This window comes from Hydrogenophaga sp. (assembly GCF_051858985.1).
In the GTDB taxonomy this organism is placed as follows: domain Bacteria; phylum Pseudomonadota; class Gammaproteobacteria; order Burkholderiales; family Burkholderiaceae_C; genus Hydrogenophaga.
Window position 1 is genome coordinate 107,017 of the sequence record NZ_JBHYGM010000004.1, and the last position, 16,823, is coordinate 123,839.

Consider the following 16,823-nt stretch of genomic DNA (forward strand, 5'->3'; position numbering starts at 1 on the left):
GCGTCAGCCGTGGCGACAGCCGGGTGTAGGACAGGGACGACGCGGGCGCCCACGCAGGCACGCAGCTTGCCCCTGGATGGGCCTCATTCACCCATCGACCACCATCGGTCATCAAGGAGACTTCCATGGAAACATTTTCCCTAGCAGGTGCGCTCATTCCCCTCTGGATCCTCGGCGCTGGATTGCTGGCCGGCATCATCGAACTGATGCGCACGCCCAATCCGCGGCGCGACGCGCTGTAAGCGCATGGCCAGCCAGAATCAGGCCAAGCCTGCGGTCAAACCCGCTGAGCATCCCGGCAAGAAGCCTGCGGTGCCGCCAAGCACCGGGCGTCCCCGAGCCGGCAACCGGCCCGAGCGCCCCATTGCCGACGTGGACCGCAAGGTTCGCGGCGGTGACGCTTGAACCTGCCCGGACCTGTCGCTCGCTCAGGCGGGTGGCAGCGTGCGGCCCCGCCAGTGGCGCACGGTGAACGGGAACACGGGCTTGTGGTCCCGTGCGGACTCGGCCGCATCGGGCGTTGAGCCCAGGTCGCCCCATCCGCCCGCCTCGGCCCAGTACCGATAACCGTGCTGCAGCACGCTGTGGCTCTCGCCAGGGATGCCCAGGCCGGTGGTTTCGTAAACACCCTCCCGCGAGGGTGTGCCGTTGGCATCGATCGTGAACCAGTGGGTCAGGTCGGTGGACATGGGTGGAGCTCCTTCTGCAAAACAGAGGCTCCAGCCTAGGCGGGACGAGCACGCAGGACTGTGCGCTCGATCACAGAAACAGCCGGATGCCGAGGCCGCCGGATGACCGGTGGCCCAACGGCCTGTTGTCCTACCAACCGAGCGAGCCCTTTGCCCGACCATGAATCTTCATCACCAAGGACCCATGACATGACCGACCCTCGCGACATTGCGCACGACAAGAAGGTGCGCCACGACAAGAACAAGCGCGGCGAGGAAATCGCCCCCGGCGCCGACAAGACGCCGCAACTGGGCAAGAAGACGGTGAAGGAGCACCACGCGTCCGACACACCGAAGGTGCCCGACGAAGCGGCACCGGTGCCCAGCGGAGAAAAGACGCCGGATTGAAGCACCGGAGAGTGGCTATGTTCGGTAACGTACATCGCGACGCTGGCAGGAGGGCGAAACTGGGCTGATGTTTCTTTCCTTCCAGCGTGCCTGGGCACGCGGGTCCAACCGAGAGAACGCCCGGCCATGCATCGTTTCCTGACCAACAACCGCGAAGAGCTCATTGAGCGCTGCAAGGCCAAGGTGGCCCAGCGTCCGAGAAGGGGCGCGACGAGTGAACAACTCGCGAACGGCATCCCGCTCTTCCTGCAGCAGCTGACCAGCACCCTGGAGGCCGAAGCGGCAGGCGACCTCGCCGAAGGCGAACGCATTTCCGGAGCGACGGGGGGCGATGCCCTTGCGTTGTCAGAGATCGGGGTGAGCGCGGCAGCCCATGGCAAGGAACTGTTGCGACTGGGCTATTCGGTGGACGAGGTGGTGCACGACTACGGCGATCTGTGCCAGGCCATCACCGATCTGGCCGTGGAGAGGGATGCGCCTTTTTCCATTGACCAGTTCCGCACCCTCAACCGGTGCCTTGACAACGCCATCGCCGATGCCATGACGGCGTTCAGCGCCCTGCGGGAGGCTTCCACGACGCAGCGGTTCCAGGCCGAAGAAAACGAACGTCTGGGCGTGCTGGTGCACGAGTTGCGGAATTTCCTGCACGTGACCGTGCTTGGCTTCACCGCGATCGAATGCGGCGTGGTGCCCGTGGGGGGTTCCACCGGCGCGCTGGTCAAGCGCAGCATGGTGAACATGTCGGACCTGCTGGAGCGCGCGCTGGGTGACGTGCGGGCCAACGCCGTCGATCCAGGGCCCACCCACGTGTTCTCGCTGGCGGCGTTCATTGCGGACGCCCGGCACGTGGGCACCCTCGGTGCAGACGCCCGGGGTTGCACTTTTGAGGTACCCGACGTGGACGCCAGCCTAGGCATCACCGGCAATCGCGACCACCTGCTCGCCGCCTTGACCAACCTGTTGATGAACGCCTTCAAGTTCACCCACGCAGGGACCAGCGTGACGCTGCACGCCTACGCCGACGGCGACCACGTGGCCATCGACGTCAAGGACCACTGCGGCGGGTTGCTCAAGGGCTTCGCCGAGTCGATGTTCAAGCCGTTCACGCAAGGTGGCTTTGACCGCAGCGGCCTGGGGCTGGGGCTGTCCATTTCGCGGCGAACGGTGCAGGCCCACGGTGGCAGCCTGACGGTGCGTGACGTGCCCGGCGAAGGCTGCGTGTTCACGATGCGCCTGCCGCGCCACACGCTCTAGCCACCCGTTAAGCGCTGGCGCCGCGTCGCGCCGCCTCGATCGTGGCAATGTCGATCCTGCGCATGGTCATCATCGCTTCGAACACCCGCCGGGCCACGGCGGGATCGGGATCGGCCATGCCCTCGGTGAGCACGCGCGGGGTGATCTGCCAGTTCACACCCCAGCGGTCCTTGCACCAGCCACACGCACTCTCCTGCCCCCCGTTGCCCACGATGGCATTCCACAGGCGGTCGGTCTCGGCCTGGTCGTCGGTGGCTATCTGGAAGGAGAAGGCTTCGTTGTGCGCAAAGGTGTCTCCACCGTTGAGCCCGATGCAGGGAATGCCGGCCACGGTGAACTGCACCGTGAGTACGTCGCCCTGTTTGCCCGCCGGATAGTCGCTTGGCGCGAGATGGACCGAACCGACCGTGCTGTCGGGAAACGTGGCGGCATAGAACCGCGCAGCGTCGAGCGCCGCGCCGTCGTACCAGAGGCAGATGGTGTTGCGGGGGATGGCAGTGGCCATGGGCGTCTCCTGATTTCGGACGCTTCCATGGTACGCAGCGTGTTCCATGCCCGTCTGTAGGAGGCCGCCGACGACCAGCCGCCTTCAGGCTGCCCGGCTCAGCCGGATGTCCACCTCACGGTCCACATAGTTCCACTCAGGCGTTTCGCGAAGCGCTCCCACCAGATCGTCGAACCGGTTCGCGTCCTGCGGGGCGTACTCGAACCACGTCAGGAAATCGAAAGGCTCGCCGATGTCCCTGCAGTGGTGCAAGCGCCGGGCCACGGCGGGCAGGTAGTCCATGCCCAGGGCAACATGGCGCGACTGTTCTTCCAGGATCGCGCGTCGCTCGTCCTGCGCCAGCGCCCACCACGCCTCGTTCTTGCGAATGGGAATGAGAGCCGCGCACGTGGCCTGGGCGCGGCCCAGGCCTTCCTGCACCGCCGCCAGCGCCGCCGCTTCCTTGCGGAGCGTGTAGCGCAGGTTGCTGGTGGTGCCGCGCAATTGCCAGATCGCGTCCGGTGCGGGCGCGGACCCGGCACCCTCCAACACGTCGAGCCGCGCAGCCAGGGCCAGCGCTTCGCCCCTGACGGGCGTGAGTTGGTCGATGGTCCAGGCGCCGGCATCGCCGGCAATGAAACTCACGAGAAGCGGAGGGGGCATGGGCAGCATCCTGGGTGGAACAGTTTCCAAACCGGCAAGCGGGATTCGTGCCACGTCAGGTGAACTTTCCGCCGGCCGCGGGGCTCCAGCGTCCAGTGGCCCTGTGCCGTCGCTTCCCTTCCATCCCTCCATAGAAAGTCCGAGTGACCCGACTCCTGCTGGCCTTGTTGTTGTTCGCCGCAGGTGTCGCGGCCTGGGCCGTTCACAGTGGCCGCGTCGTGGTGCCACCGCACTGGAATCCGTGGGCGCCTCTGAACGTGGCCGAAGCACCGAACTGGCTCACCGGTCACAAACTGCAGCGCGCGTCGTCCGAACCCGCGCTGTGCCGCGCCGCGCTGGCTGCGTCCACACTGGCGCACATCGGCGTGGACGACACCGGCGACGGTTGCGGCTGGCAAGGGGCGGTGCGCGTGTCGGACGAGCGCTTCGCGCCCACGTTCACACTCACCTGCAGCGCGGCGTTGTCGCTCGTGATGTGGGAGCGACATGCGCTGCAACCCGCTGCGCAGGCGCATTTCGGTCAGCCGGTGGCGCGGGTTGAACACTTCGGCAGCTACGCCTGCCGAAATGTGCGCAGCGCACGCGGCGAGGGCGAGCGGCGCAGCCAGCACGCCAGCGCCAACGCCTTCGACGTGGCCGGGTTCCGTTTGCGCAATGGGCGGCAGATCACCCTGGTGAACCACTGGACGGCCGACGGCCCCGAGGCCGCTTTTCTGCGCGAGGTGCGCGACGGTGCCTGCCGGTTCTTCCGGGGAACCCTGGGGCCCGACTACAACGCGGCGCACCGCGACCACTTTCACCTGGACCAGGGGCCCTACCGAATCTGCCGCTGAGTGGCGGCCCGGGCCCCGCGCCACCGGTGAGTGGATCGGTGAGCCTCAGGGCTGGTAGCAGGCGCCCGTGGCGTCGTGGTGGATGCTGACGAGGTCACCACCAGCCCCACCCCAGACGTTGCCCCCCGTGAGGATGAGACAACCCTCGCCCTTGTAGAGCACCTGCATGCGGCGCGCGTCGTTGCCGAAATAGAAAGGAATCCAGCGCTTGCCGGATTCGTAGGTGTGCAGCCGGTCGGGCGCGCGCCCCAGCACGGTCTGAACTTCTTCCATGTTCATGCCGACCTGCAGTCGGGCGAACTTGCTGCCGGGGCGAGCCTGGCCGGTGATCTCACCCTGGTATGAACCGTCGCGCGACGGGACGGTCCTGGAATCGGAGGAGGCCGCAGCGCCGGATGCGGCCGGTGTCGCAGCGGGCGGAGAAGCGGGCGATGGGGCCTGGTGGGCGGCACAGGCCGTGAGGAACGCGACGACAGAAATCAGGACGAGTTTGCAGGTGGGCATGGCAGAGAGTTGATTCAGGGAAGGTCGGCCAGGCGCTTGTGGCGCAGGGCCCTGTGTCGCGAGCAGGTCGCGTCTTTCGGAAGGCGGCCGGAGCTTACAGCCGAACCACGCTTCACCCGCTTCAGGCCTTCCCGATTCGCGCTTCTGCAGCGTTGAGTTAGTTCAATTCGCCTCTGTGTAGCGCGGCTAATGCAACACCGAGACTCAACCGCGGCCAGCGCGCCGTTCCTCGCGCAGCATGAACAGGTACAGCCCCTCCACCTTCTCGCGCGCCCACGGCGTCTTGCGAAGGAATCGCAGGCTCGACGGCACGCTGGGATCAATGTTGAAGCAACGTACCGGGATGCGCTCACCCAGTCCGTCCCAGCCGTAGTGGTCGACCAGCGCGGTGACGATCGCTTCCAGCGTGATCCCGTGCAACGGGTTGCGCGGCTGAACATCGGCGCCCCCACGCTCCGCCGCTTCGCGGGTCGCTGCCCCCGATGGGGGCTGGCCTTGCTGGGGGCGGCCCGGCGCGGCGGCCGATCGGTCGTCCTCTTCGGTCATGCCAGCGCCTTCTCCAGCGCGTCCACGAACATCGCGGGCACATCGAAGCCGGTCTGCTGCTGGATTTCCTGGAAGCAGGTGGGACTGGTGACGTTGATCTCGGTCACCTTGTCACCGATCACGTCCAGCCCCACCAGCAACAGCCCACGCTCGGCGAGCTGGGGACCGATGGCCCTGGCGATCGCCCAGTCGCTGTCCGTCAGCGGCATGGCCACGCCCTTGCCCCCGGCGGCAAGGTTGCCGCGGATCTCGCTGCCCTGCGGAATGCGGGCCAGGCAGAACGGCGCGGCCACGCCACCGATGACCAGCAGGCGCTTGTCACCGTCCACGATCTGCGGCAGGTAGCGCTGCACCATCACGCTGGTGCTGCCCCCCTGGTTCAGGGTCTCGATGATGGAACCCAGGTTCATGCCATCCGCTCCGACGCGGAAGATGCCCATGCCGCCCATGCCGTCCAGCGGCTTGAGGATGATGTCCCTGTGCTCGGCGTGGAAGGCCCGGATGGCGGCCGGCAGTCGCGTCACCAGCGTGGGCGGCGCGAACGAAGCGAACTCCATGAGCGCGAGTTTTTCAGGGTGGTCGCGCAATGCGCGGGGGCTGTTGAACACCCGCGCGCCTTCGCGCTCGGCCTGTTCCAGAAGATGGGTGGCGTAGAAGAACTCGCTGTCGAAGGGCGGGTCCTTGCGCATGAGCACGGCGTCAAAGCTGTGCAGCGGATCGCGCACCTCGGCGGTGGTCTTGAACCAGGCGTGCGCATCGCCCGTGAGCGTGACATGGCGCGCCAGCGCGGTGACCGGGTGGCCACTCTGCCATTGCATCTGCTCGGGCTCGCAGGTGGCCAGTGTGTGGCCGCGCCTCTGCAGCTCGCGCATCATGGCGAAGGTGGTGTCCTTGTAGATCTTGAAGGACTCGAGCGGGTCGGCAACGATGAGGATCTTTTTCATTCAGGTGGCTTCGAGGTTTTGAGCCCGTACTGTTGCACAAACAGCGCAACCGCGCCGGCCACCACACCCCAGAAGGCCGAGCCAATGCCGGCAATCACCACGCCGCTGAGCGTGACAAGGAAGGTGATGAGCGCGGCCTCGCGGTGTGCTTCGTCCTTCAGCGCCGCATGCAGCCCGCCGCCAATGCTGCCCAGCAGCGCAATGCCGGCAATGGCCATGACGAGCTCGCGCGGGAATGCGATGAGCAAACCGGTGATGGCCGCGCCGAACAGGCCGATGAGCACATACAGCGCGCCGCAGACCACGGCGGCGGTGTAGCGCTTGTCGCGGTCGGCGTGCGCCTCCGGCCCCATGCAGATGGCGGCGGTGATGGCACTCAGGTTGAGCGCGAAGGCACCGAAGGGCGCGAGCACCAGCGTGGCCGCGCCGCTGAGGGTGATGATGCGGGAGATCGGCATGTCGTAGCCGGCGGCGCGGATGGCGGCCACGCCGGGCAGGTTCTGCGATGCCATGGTGACCACGAACAGCGGCAGCGCCAGGCTGGTGAAGGCGGCCAGGCTGAAGGCCGGCGCGGTGAACACGGGCACCGCGAGTTCGAAAGTGACCGCGCTGGCGTTGAACTGCCCATGGGCCACTACCCAGGCCACGCCCACCAGCAGCGTGATGGGCACGGCGTAACGCGGCAGCAGGCGCCGCCCCAGCAGGTAGGCCAGCAGCATGAGCACCACCAGGGCGAGCTCGGTCTTGGCTGCGTCGAATGCCTGCAGGCCGAAGCGCGCGAGCACGCCGGCCAGCAACGCGGCGGCGATGGCCATGGGGATGCGGTTCATCACGCGCTCGAACCAGCCGGTGGCACCGACCAGCACGATCAGCGCGGCGCTGATCAGGAAGGCGCCCACGGCATCGGCCATGGTGAAGCCCCCGGCCAGCCCGGCTGTGGCGAGCACCGCCGCACCCGGCGTGCTCCACGCCACCATCACCGGCTGGCGCAGGATCAGCGAAGGGACGGCCGAACACAGTCCCATGCCCAGCCCCAGCGCCCACATCCACGAGGTGATCTGCTCGGGCGTGGCACCAAAGGCCTGCGCGGCCTGGAAGACGATGGCCACCGAACTGGTGAACCCGACCAGCACGGCGACAAAGCCGGCGGTGGCGGCGGAGAGGTTGACATCGCGAAAAAAAGACATCGCGCGATTGTGCCGCGGGGGGATTCCCCTCGCTTCGCTGCGCGCGGGGTCTGTTCCAGTGTCACCGCGGAACTGGCTTCGCCAGGCCGCAGGTGACGCCCCCTGGGGGGTGACGCCGCAGGCGGCGCGGGGGGTCTAAATCTCGACTTTCGATCCCAGCTCGATCACCGCATTGCTCGGCAGATTCAGGAACTCCGCCGCGCCACTGGCGTTGTGGTGCATCTGCGCAAACAGTTTCTCGCGCCACGGCGCCATGCCGCTGCCGATGGTGGGCACCACCACGTCGCGCGAGAGGAAGTAGCTGGTGGTCATGGGGCCGACCTCGCAGCCGCGGCCGCGCATGGCAGAGAGCGCCTCGGGCAGGTCCTGGTCGTTCTTGAAGCCGTAGTTCACCACCACCTGCCAGCAGTCGTGGCCCAAGGGCTCGATCTGCAGGCGTTTCTCCAGCCCGATCCAGGGCACCTCGTGGCTGCGCACGGTCACGAACAGGTTTTGCTCGTGCAGCACCTTGTTGTGCTTGAGGTTGTGCAGCATGGCGTTGGGCACGGTGCCGATGTCGGCGGTGAGAAACACCGCCGTGCCCTCGACGCGCACAGGCGGGGCCATGAACAGCGCATCCAGGAAGCTCTCGAGTTCGATGGACTCGGCGTGCTGCTTTTCGGTCATGAGCGCGCGGCCGCGCTTCCAGGTCATCATGAGCGTGAACACCGCTCCGCCAATCAGCAGGGGGAACCAGCCACCGGCAAAGAGCTTGAGCAGGTTGGAGCTGAAGAAGGCCAGATCGACCAGGAAGAAGAATCCGGTGGCGGCCAGACACATCCACAACGGATATTTCCAGCTGTAGCGGATCACATAGAACGTGAGCACCGTCGTGATGAGCATGTCCAGCGTGACCGCGATGCCGTAGGCCGCGGCGAGGTTGGTGGACGACCTGAACATGACGACGGCGAGCACGATGGCCACGAACAGGCCCCAGTTCACGAACGGCATGTAGATCTGGCCGGTGTGCCGCACGCTGGTGTGTTGCACCTTCAGGCGCGGCAGGTAGCCGAGCTGGATGGCCTGCTTGGTGACGCTGAACGCGCCCGTGATGAGTGCCTGCGAGGCAATCACCGTGGCCATGGTGGCCAGGATCACCAGAGGCAGCAGCATCCACTCGGGCGCCATGTTGAAGAAGGGGTTCTTCACGGCATCCGGCCGCGCCAGCAGCAGCGCGCCCTGGCCGAAGTAGTTCAGCGTGAGGCACGGCATGACCACCAGGAACCAGGCCAGCCGGATGGGGCGTTTGCCAAAGTGGCCCAGGTCGGCGTACAGCGCTTCCGCGCCGGTCACGCACAGCACCACGGCGCCCAGGATGATGAAGGTGGTGCCAGGCTGTTCCCACATGAAGCGCAGCGCGTGCAGCGGGCTCAGGGCACCCAGGATCTCGGGGTGGTCGATGATCTGCACCACGCCCAGCGCAGCGATGGTGACAAACCAGGTCAGGGTGATGGGACCGAAGAATCGGCCGATGCCGGTGGTACCGCGCTTCTGCACGGCAAACAGGGCAAACAGCACCAGCAGGGTGATGGGCACCACGTAGTGCTTGAAGTGCGGAGAGATCACTTCCAGGCCCTCGACCGCCGAAAGCACCGAGATGGCGGGGGTGATGACGCCGTCTCCATAGAACAGGGCGGTGCCGAAGATGCCCACGGCCAGCAGGCCCTGGCGCAGCGCCGGCCGGTCCTTCACCGCCGTGGAAGCCAGTGCCAGCATGGCGATGAGTCCACCCTCGCCGTTGTTGTCGGCGCGCAGCACGAGCGAGACGTACTTGAGCGAGACGATGACCGTCAGCGTCCAGAACAGGATGGAGAGGACGCCGTAGACGTTGGCGTGGGTGAAAGGGACGTGGCCGGAGCCAAACACCTCTTTGACGGCATACAGCACGCTGGTGCCGATATCGCCGTAGACCACGCCAATGGCGCCCAGGGTGAGCGCCGCCAGTGACGACTTGGAAGCTGACACAAAACAACCCCGGCCTGTCGGCACGGGGTTCGGTTGTCGGGGGAACGCGATTTTGCGCCCGCCCACCCCGGCTTGTCTGTGGGCTCAGTGGTCTAAAACGGAGCGTCGGCGGAAATGTTGCGCCGCAGCAACTTACTCGTAGACCTCGGCGTCGGGGTCGGTGGCTTCCAGTTCGTAGCTGGCGGCCAGCATGGCCAGGCGGCCGATCACGCCGTACATGTAGAAGCGGTTGGGCACGCTGGCGCCGGGCTTCACGCCGGGCTGGGGCAACTGCGCGCTTTGCTCGAACGCCAGCGGCACGTAGCTCGAGCCCGGCGCGTTCAGGTTCTCGTCCACGCCCCGGTCGGCGTGCACGCGGTAGAAGCCGCCCACCACGTAGCGGTCCATCATGTAGACCACCGGCTCGGCCACGGCGCTGTTGATGCGCTCGTTGGTCAGCACACCTTCCTGGATGATGACCTCGTGCACTTCCTGTCCGCCCTTGGTCTCGGCCATGCGGGCCTTGGTCTTGGCAGAGAGGTTGTCGATGTCCTTGGCGTCTCGCACGGTCAGGATGCCCATGCCACCGGTGCCGTTGTCGGCCTTGACCACCACGAACGGCTTCTCGTTGATGCCGTATTCCTTGTACTTGCGGCGGATCTTGCCGAGCAGCGCGTCGGTGTTGGTGCGCAGGCAATCCAGTCCGGCGTCGGTGTTGAAGTCGACCTGTCCGCACTGGTTGAACATGGGGTTGATCAGCCAGTGATCCATGCCGAGCAGCTTGCCGAAGCGCTTGGACACTTCCTCATAGGCCTTGAAGTGGTGGCTCTTGCGGCGTGTGCCCCAGCCGCCGTGCAGCGGCGGCAGCAGGTACTGCTCGTGCAGGTCTTCCAGAATGCCCGGCACGCCCGCGCTCAGGTCGTTGTTGAGCAGGATGGTGCAGGGATCGAAGTTCTTCAGCCCCAGGCGACGCTTGCTGCGGATCAACGGCTCCAGCACCACCTTTTCGCCGCCGGGCAGCTCGATCGTGGTGGGCGCCTTGATGTCGTTGGAGATGGACCCCAGGCGCACGTTGAGCCCGGCCATGTAGAAGATGCGCTGCAGTTGGGCCAGGTTGCTCAGGTAGAAGATGTCCTTCGTGTTCTCCGGCACCAGCAGCAGGTTCTTGGCTTCCGGACAGATCTTCTCGATGGCGGCCATGGCCGCCTGCACCGCCAGCGGCAGCATCTCGGGCGTGAGGTGGTTCCAGCCGCCGGGATACAGATTCGTGTCCACCGGCGCCAGCTTGAAGCCAGCGTTGCGCACATCCACCGAGCTGTAGAACGGCGGCGTGTGCTCCATCCACTCCAGTCGGAACCAGCGCTCGATCACGGGCGTGGACTCGAGGATGCGCTGTTCGAGCTCGTTGATGGGGCCCGTGAGGGCGGTGACGAGGTGCGGAACCATAGTAGGGTGGGGTAGGACTGCTGGGGGAGGCAGTCAGTGTAATGGGGCCGGATGACGGCCATTTCAAGGCGTCACCCGGCAAAACCGGCGTCAGCCCGGCGTGCCGAATCGGGCCGCTGATCGGGCCCGGGCCTTGGTCGCTTCCACATCGCGGTTGCGCGGCTCCGCGTTGGTGCGCAGCGACTGAATGAGTTCACGCGCCGAGTCCGCCACCTGCTCCACCGCGCGGTCGAACGCAGCCTCGTTCGCCTGGGACGGCACGTTGAAACCGCTGAGCTTGCGCACGAACTGCAACGCCGCGTCGCGGATTTCCAGCTCGGTGGCCGGCGGCTCGAAGTTGAACAGGGTCTTGATGTTCCGGCACATGGCCAAGATCCTCCCGGTCTGGAATCAGCCGCGCACTTCACCCTCGCCCAGCACGACGTACTTCAGCGAGGTCAGGCCTTCCACGCCCACGGGGCCGCGCGCGTGGAATTTGTCGGTGGAAATGCCGATCTCGGCACCCAGCCCGAACTCGAATCCATCAGCGAAGCGGGTGCTCGCATTCACCATCACGCTGGCCGAATCGACCTCGCGCAGGAAACGCTGGGCGTGCACGTGGTCGATGGTGAGGATGGCGTCGGTGTGGTGGCTGCTGTAGTGGTTGATGTGGGCAATGGCTTCGTCCACGCCCTCGACCACCTTGATGCTGATCACGGGTGCCAGGTATTCCTCGGACCAGTCGGCTTCGGTCGCGTCCTTCAGCTTGGCACCTTTCAGCCCCGCCAGCAGCTCGCGCGAGGCAGCGCACACGCGCATCTCCACGCCCTTGTCCGCATAGATCGCGCCGATCTTCGGCAGGAAATCAGCCGCCACGCCGCGCGCCACCAGCAGGCTCTCGGTCGCGTTGCAGGGGCTGTACTTCTGGGTCTTGGCGTTGTCGGCCACCTTCACCGCCATGGCGATGTCGCAGGGGTCGTCCACGTAGGTGTGGCAGTTGCCATCCAGGTGCTTGATCACCGGCACCTTGGCCTCGGCGCTGATGCGTTCGATCAGCCCCTTGCCGCCGCGCGGGATGATCACGTCCACGTACTGCGGCATGGTGATGAGCTGGCCCACGGCAGCGCGGTCGGTGGTGGGCACGAGCTGCACCGCGTCGGCGGGCAGGCCGGCGTCGGTCAGGGCGCGTTGCACCAGGCGGCTGAGCGCGCGGTTGGACTCGATGGCCTCCGAGCCGCCGCGCAGGATGGCGGCATTGCCGCTCTTGATGGACAGCGAAGCCGCCTCGATGGTCACGTTGGGGCGGCTTTCATAGACCATGCCGAACACACCGATGGGCACCCGCATCTGCCCCACACGGATCCCGCTGGGCATCTGCTTCATGCCGGTGATGTCGCCAATGATGTCGGGCATGGCCGCGAGCTGCTCGCAGCCCTGGGCGCAGGTCTCGATGACCTTGGGCGTGAGCTTGAGGCGATCCACCATGGGTTCGGACAGGCCGTTGGCGCGGGCGCGCTCGAGGTCTTTGGCGTTGTCCACCTGCAAGGCGTCGACGTTGGCGCGCAGCAGGGCGGCCAGGCCGCGCAGCGCCGCCAGCTTGGTGGACGCGCTGGCCTTGGCCATGAGCGCCGACGCCACCTTGGCCTGCTGGCCCAGGGTGTGCATGAGTTCGGTGGTGTTGGTCGCGTTCATGCCGGAGATTTTCGCAGAGGTTCAGCGCGGGCGCTCGAAGCCGGCGGCAATCCACGCCTGGGCGTTGTCCACGGTCAGCTTGTAGGTGGGCGGCACCGGCACACGGGCGAGTTCCGCATCGAACTCGTCATGGGCACTCAGCGTGGCGGTGGCGCCCTCTTCATCGGGCACGATCGCCAGCGCCACGCGGACGCGCCGCCCATCGGTCGTCACCGTCACGTTCTTGTTCAACTGCGCGTGCAGCTGCTGTTCGGAACGGCGGATCACTTCCTTCGCGGTCTTCACCAGGGTATTGAAGGCCGCCGTGTCCAGCGGCTTGGGGTTCTTCTTGTCGCGGCCCATGGTCCAGGGCCCGACCAGCGCGGGCTCGGTGGCGCCGTCCAGGTGCATGGCCACGGCCCAGCCATCGTCGTCATCGTTCTTGATGACGCGGGCGGTCCAGGATCCGTCGCTCCAGAGACGGTCTTCGTGAATGGGTTCTTGAGTTTCGGATGTCATGGGTGTCGAGGTTACAGGCAGAACAGCACCATTGCGATGTAATGACCTGTCATGACCTCGATGACCGCACCCCTGCTCTACAGCTACCGGCGCTGCCCGTACGCCATGCGTGCGCGCATGGCGTTGCTGGTGGCGGGCATCGAATTCGACGCGCATGAAATTGTCTTGCGCGACAAGCCGGCCGCGATGCTGGCACTGTCGCCCAAGGGCACGGTGCCCGTGCTTGCCCTCGCCGATGGCAGCGTGCTGGAACAAAGTCTGGAGATCATGCAATGGGCGTTCGGCGTGAACGACCCGGACCAGTGGTGGATGCGGTCGCAAAGCCCGGCCCACCAGGAGCTGCTGACCGCATGCGATGGCCGCTTCAAGCACCACCTGGACCGCTACATATACCCCGAGCGCTTCGACGAAACAGACCGGACGCTGCAGCGCGATGCGGCGGTGCAAGCCCTTCTGGTCCCCATCGAAGCGCGGTTGCAAATCTCGCCCCAGCTGGGCGGCGAGATCCCTTGCGCAACGGACATCGCCGTCTTCCCGTTCGTGCGCCAGTTCGCGGCGGTAGAGCCCGACTGGTTTGGCGCACTGCCCTTGCCAGCCCTGAGGACCTGGCTTTCAAACTGGCTGTCTCAGCCCTTGTTCGAAACGACCATGGTCAAGCTGCCCGCCGGCAAGGCCACGAAGTTTCCGCGCTTCAACGCAGCGGAATCGGCGTAGCGCGGTCCACCGGCACGGCCGTCACCGAGTTCTGCGGCGAACCTTCGATCACCCGGTCGGAATACGTGAGGTAGACCAGCGTGTGGCGTTTTGCATCGACCATGCGCACGATGCGCAACCGCTTGAAGATCAGGCTGGTGCGCTCGCTGAAGATTTCTTCCTGCTCCTTGACCGGCTTGGCAATGGCAATGGGGCCCACCTGCCGGCAGGCAATCGACGCCTCCGATTTGTCTTCGGCCAGGCCGAAGGCGCCCTTGATGCCCCCAGTCTTGGCGCGCGAGATGAAACAAGTGACGCCGGTCACGCCCGGATCGTCGTAGGCCTCGACCACGATCTTGTGGTCCGGGCCGATGAACTTGAAGACGGTGTCGACGGAGCCGATTTCTTCGGCGTGGGCGGTGGCGGCCAGAAGCAGCGACACCGAAAGCACGAGACGGAAAAGATGTCGCATGGAAATCCTTCAAACAAGTGGGGCCCCATTGTCGCGGGTGCTGGTGCGCCGCAGGTAAGCTCGCCATCTTCGCTCGCAACGCCACTCCGCCTCGAACCTTCATGAAACCGCTCCCCTTGCCCGAGGCCAGTTTCCTGGCCTTCTGCCGCCGCCTGATCGCGTTGACGCTGCTTTCTCCGATCCTCACGCTCAGTGCACAAAACTTGGCACCCGGGTCAGCACAGGCCAACTGTCCTCCGCAGGCCACGGTCCCCACCGCCCAACAACTCCAGTCGGCCCGGGATCGGGCAAGGGACCGAGGCGTGCTGTGGCGCATCAGCCGCGATGGTCGGACTTCCTGGCTGTACGGCACCCTGCACCTCGGCAAGCTGGAATGGGCTGTTCCTGGTGTGAAGCTGAGGCAGGCCCTGCTCGAGGTGGACGCGCTGGCGCTCGAACTGGACATCAGTGACCCGGCGACCCTGGCGAAGTTGCAAGCGGTGCAGTCGCCAACCCCTGTCGAACTGCAGGCACGGCTATTGAAGCAGATCGTCGCGGCCTGCCTACCGCCCGAATCCCTGACGGCCCTGCACCCAGTGCTCCAGGTCACGGCGCTCGGAGGCATGGACGCGCGATGGGTCGGGCTGGATCCGGGCTTCGGCATCGAACACGTGCTCACGGGTTTTGCGCGGGCCAGGAAGTTGCCGGTGATCGCTCTGGAAACGCCTGAAATCCAACTTCAAGCGCTGATACCGGCAGAGCCCAGCGAGATGGCGCGCCTGGTGGACCAATCACTGACCCAGCTGGAATCGGGTTTGACGCGACGTGTCATTGGCCGACTTGCGCAGGCATGGGCTGAAGGCGACCTGGAAACGGTTGCGCGGTATGAGGACTGGTGCGAATGCATCAGCACCGCCGACGACCGCGCCGCCGTTCGCCGGATCAATGACGACCGCAACCCCTACCTGAGTGAGCGCATCGAACATCTGCATGCGCAAGGACAACGCCTTTTCGCGGCGGTGGGCCTGTTGCACATGACGGGACCGCAAAGCCTGACCACGCTGCTGGCGCAGCGGGGATTCACGGTGGAACGCGTGTCGCTTCAGTAAGCTGGGCCGGCATCCCGGATTCAGAACGGATAGTGCCGCGGCGTCGTCTGCAGCGTGATCCAGCGCAGTTCGGTGAACTCGGCGATGCCGGCCTTGCCGCCGAAGCGGCCGATGCCCGAGCCCTTGACGCCGCCAAACGGCATCTGCGCTTCGTCGTGCACGGTGGGACCGTTCACATGGCAGATGCCGCTGTCGATCTTGCGGGCGACGTTGAAGGCTCGGGCGATGTCGCCGCCAAACACGGCGGCAGACAAGCCATACTCGTTGTCGTTGGCGCAGGCAATGGCTTCTTCCACGCCTTTGACGCGCACCACGCATTTCACCGGGCCGAAAGTTTCTTCGTGGTAGATGCGCATGGCGGGCGTCACATGATCGAGCACGGTGGCCGGCATGAGCGTGGTGTCGGCCTTGCCGCCGCACACCAGCTTGGCGCCCTTGGCCAGCGCGTCGTCGATCAGCGCGTTGCAGTGATCCACCGTGCCCATGCCGATCACCGAGCCGAGCACCACGGGTTCTGGCTTGCGCGGGTCGCCGAGTGGCAGGGCCTTGGCCTTGTCGCTGAACTTCCTCACGAACTCGTCGGCGATCTTCTCGTCGACGATGAGGCGTTCGGTGCTCATGCAGATCTGGCCGCTGTTGGCAAAGCAGCCAAAGGCCGCGCCGTTGACGGCGTCTTCGATGTTGGCGTCGTCCAGGATGACCATGGGCGCCTTGCCGCCGAGCTCGAGCACCACGGGCTTGAGGTACTTGGCGCAGGTCATGGCGATGATCTTGCCGACCTTGGTGGAGCCGGTGAAGTTCACGCGGCGCACGGCCGGGTGGGCCACCATGGCTTCCACCACGGCGCCGGCATCGGCCGGGGCGTTGGTGATGTAGTTCACCACGCCGGGCGGAAAGCCCGCCTCCTGGAACGCTTCGATGATGAGCTGGTGCGTGCGCGGGCAGTTCTCGCTGCCCTTGAGGATGACCGTGTTGCCGCAGGCCAGCGGCACGCAGATGGCGCGCACGCCCAGGATGATGGGCGCGTTCCACGGCGCAATGCCCAGCACCACGCCAGCCGGCTGGCGCACGCCCATGGCCAGCGAGCCCGGCACGTCGGATGGAATCACTTCGCCGGCCACCTGCGTGGTGAGCGCCGCGGCCTCGCGGATCATGCCGGCAGCCAGGAACACGTTGAAGCCACCCCACATGCCGGTGGCACCGGTCTCGGCAGACACGGCTTCGATGAACGCCGGCGTCTTGGCTTCCAGCGCGTCGGCCGCTTTCAGCAACAGCGCGCGGCGCTCGCCGGGCCCCGTCTCGCTCCAGGTGCGGAAAGCTTCGGCGGCGGCTTCCACCGCCATCACGGCGTCGGCCGGCGAAGCAGCGGGCGCGCGCGTGGCCACGCTGCCGTCGAGCGGGTTGCGGCGTTCGAAAGTCGCGCCTTTTTCGGCGGTGACCTTGAGGCCGTTGATGAGCATGGACATGTCGGACATGGGATT

20 protein-coding genes are annotated in these 16,823 nt (G+C 66.1%); 6 read left to right on the forward strand and 14 right to left on the reverse strand.

Annotated elements, in window-relative coordinates; all coding sequences use genetic code 11:
* Positions 1 to 246: 246 nt before the first annotated feature.
* Entirely contained in the window at positions 247 to 405 is a 159-nt protein-coding gene (locus ACTIEY_RS17500) for a hypothetical protein (RefSeq protein WP_439520424.1), read from the forward strand.
* A gap of 23 nt (positions 406 to 428) precedes the next feature.
* On the opposite strand, the gene ACTIEY_RS17505 is transcribed toward ACTIEY_RS17500, so the two are convergent.
* Complete coding sequence (locus tag ACTIEY_RS17505; RefSeq protein WP_439520425.1) at positions 429 to 689, reverse strand: hypothetical protein; 261 nt, start codon at positions 687 to 689, stop codon at positions 429 to 431.
* 189 nt (positions 690 to 878) lie between these two features.
* On the opposite strand from ACTIEY_RS17505, the gene ACTIEY_RS17510 reads away from it, so the two are divergent.
* Positions 879 to 1,076, forward strand: a complete 198-nt coding sequence (locus ACTIEY_RS17510) for a hypothetical protein (protein WP_439520426.1) — start codon at positions 879 to 881, stop codon at positions 1,074 to 1,076.
* A gap of 126 nt (positions 1,077 to 1,202) precedes the next feature.
* On the forward strand, positions 1,203 to 2,330 hold the full coding sequence (locus tag ACTIEY_RS17515) for a sensor histidine kinase (RefSeq protein WP_439520427.1): 1,128 nt from the start codon (positions 1,203 to 1,205) through the stop codon (positions 2,328 to 2,330).
* A gap of 7 nt (positions 2,331 to 2,337) precedes the next feature.
* On the opposite strand, the gene ACTIEY_RS17520 is transcribed toward ACTIEY_RS17515, so the two are convergent.
* Both ACTIEY_RS17520 and ACTIEY_RS17525 read right to left on the reverse strand, forming a co-directional pair.
* Entirely contained in the window at positions 2,338 to 2,835 is a 498-nt protein-coding gene (locus tag ACTIEY_RS17520) for a VOC family protein (RefSeq protein ID WP_439520428.1), read from the reverse strand.
* A gap of 84 nt (positions 2,836 to 2,919) precedes the next feature.
* Positions 2,920 to 3,477 carry a chlorite dismutase family protein gene (locus tag ACTIEY_RS17525; RefSeq protein WP_439520429.1) on the reverse strand — a complete coding sequence of 186 codons (558 nt, stop codon included), beginning with the start codon at positions 3,475 to 3,477 and terminating at the stop codon, positions 2,920 to 2,922.
* A gap of 143 nt (positions 3,478 to 3,620) precedes the next feature.
* Between ACTIEY_RS17525 and ACTIEY_RS17530 the strand changes: the two genes are divergently transcribed.
* Positions 3,621 to 4,310 (forward strand): extensin-like domain-containing protein, encoded by a 690-nt coding sequence (locus tag ACTIEY_RS17530; protein ID WP_439520430.1) that lies wholly within the window; start codon positions 3,621 to 3,623, stop codon positions 4,308 to 4,310.
* A 45-nt stretch (positions 4,311 to 4,355) separates the two neighbouring features.
* Here the strand turns inward: ACTIEY_RS17530 and ACTIEY_RS17535 are convergent, their stop codons facing one another.
* The 9 genes from ACTIEY_RS17535 to ACTIEY_RS17575 form a co-directional block, all read right to left on the reverse strand.
* On the reverse strand, positions 4,356 to 4,814 hold the full coding sequence (locus ACTIEY_RS17535) for a hypothetical protein (RefSeq protein WP_439520431.1): 459 nt from the start codon (positions 4,812 to 4,814) through the stop codon (positions 4,356 to 4,358).
* A 204-nt stretch (positions 4,815 to 5,018) separates the two neighbouring features.
* The gene (locus ACTIEY_RS17540; protein WP_439520432.1) at positions 5,019 to 5,360 is read right to left on the reverse strand and encodes a VF530 family DNA-binding protein; all 342 of its coding nucleotides are present in this window, start codon (positions 5,358 to 5,360) and stop codon (positions 5,019 to 5,021) included.
* Positions 5,357 to 6,304: a glutathione synthase gene (gene gshB / locus ACTIEY_RS17545; RefSeq protein ID WP_439520433.1), complete on the reverse strand. Its 948-nt coding sequence runs from the start codon at positions 6,302 to 6,304 to the stop codon at positions 5,357 to 5,359. Before gshB ends, ACTIEY_RS17540 begins: the two co-directional genes overlap by 4 nt.
* Positions 6,301 to 7,491 (reverse strand): benzoate/H(+) symporter BenE family transporter, encoded by a 1,191-nt coding sequence (locus tag ACTIEY_RS17550; RefSeq protein WP_439520434.1) that lies wholly within the window; start codon positions 7,489 to 7,491, stop codon positions 6,301 to 6,303. The genes gshB and ACTIEY_RS17550 overlap by 4 nt, the downstream gene beginning before the upstream one ends.
* Before the next feature lie 135 nt (positions 7,492 to 7,626).
* Complete coding sequence (locus tag ACTIEY_RS17555) at positions 7,627 to 9,495, reverse strand: potassium transporter Kup (RefSeq protein WP_439520435.1); 1,869 nt, start codon at positions 9,493 to 9,495, stop codon at positions 7,627 to 7,629.
* A 132-nt stretch (positions 9,496 to 9,627) separates the two neighbouring features.
* The gene (gshA, locus tag ACTIEY_RS17560; protein WP_439520436.1) at positions 9,628 to 10,920 is read right to left on the reverse strand and encodes a glutamate--cysteine ligase; all 1,293 of its coding nucleotides are present in this window, start codon (positions 10,918 to 10,920) and stop codon (positions 9,628 to 9,630) included.
* A 90-nt stretch (positions 10,921 to 11,010) separates the two neighbouring features.
* The gene (locus ACTIEY_RS17565; RefSeq protein ID WP_439520437.1) at positions 11,011 to 11,286 is read right to left on the reverse strand and encodes a DUF2277 domain-containing protein; all 276 of its coding nucleotides are present in this window, start codon (positions 11,284 to 11,286) and stop codon (positions 11,011 to 11,013) included.
* Between the two features lie 24 nt (positions 11,287 to 11,310).
* Positions 11,311 to 12,591: a glutamate-5-semialdehyde dehydrogenase gene (locus ACTIEY_RS17570; RefSeq protein WP_439520438.1), complete on the reverse strand. Its 1,281-nt coding sequence runs from the start codon at positions 12,589 to 12,591 to the stop codon at positions 11,311 to 11,313.
* A 21-nt stretch (positions 12,592 to 12,612) separates the two neighbouring features.
* Positions 12,613 to 13,089, reverse strand: a complete 477-nt coding sequence (locus tag ACTIEY_RS17575; protein ID WP_439520439.1) for a hypothetical protein — start codon at positions 13,087 to 13,089, stop codon at positions 12,613 to 12,615.
* Positions 13,090 to 13,140: 51 nt separating this feature from the next.
* On the opposite strand from ACTIEY_RS17575, the gene ACTIEY_RS17580 reads away from it, so the two are divergent.
* Positions 13,141 to 13,803 (forward strand): glutathione S-transferase, encoded by a 663-nt coding sequence (locus ACTIEY_RS17580; RefSeq protein ID WP_439520440.1) that lies wholly within the window; start codon positions 13,141 to 13,143, stop codon positions 13,801 to 13,803.
* Here ACTIEY_RS17580 and ACTIEY_RS17585 read toward each other — a convergent pair.
* On the reverse strand, positions 13,781 to 14,254 hold the full coding sequence (locus tag ACTIEY_RS17585) for a CreA family protein (RefSeq protein ID WP_439520441.1): 474 nt from the start codon (positions 14,252 to 14,254) through the stop codon (positions 13,781 to 13,783). The two genes, ACTIEY_RS17580 and ACTIEY_RS17585, sit on opposite strands and share 23 nt — an antisense overlap.
* A gap of 101 nt (positions 14,255 to 14,355) precedes the next feature.
* Between ACTIEY_RS17585 and ACTIEY_RS17590 the strand changes: the two genes are divergently transcribed.
* Positions 14,356 to 15,342, forward strand: coding sequence for a TraB/GumN family protein (locus ACTIEY_RS17590; RefSeq protein WP_439520442.1), 987 nt, complete (start codon positions 14,356 to 14,358; stop codon positions 15,340 to 15,342).
* A 20-nt stretch (positions 15,343 to 15,362) separates the two neighbouring features.
* Here the strand turns inward: ACTIEY_RS17590 and ACTIEY_RS17595 are convergent, their stop codons facing one another.
* Positions 15,363 to 16,817: an aldehyde dehydrogenase gene (locus ACTIEY_RS17595; RefSeq protein ID WP_439520443.1), complete on the reverse strand. Its 1,455-nt coding sequence runs from the start codon at positions 16,815 to 16,817 to the stop codon at positions 15,363 to 15,365.
* Positions 16,818 to 16,823 lie beyond the last annotated feature (6 nt).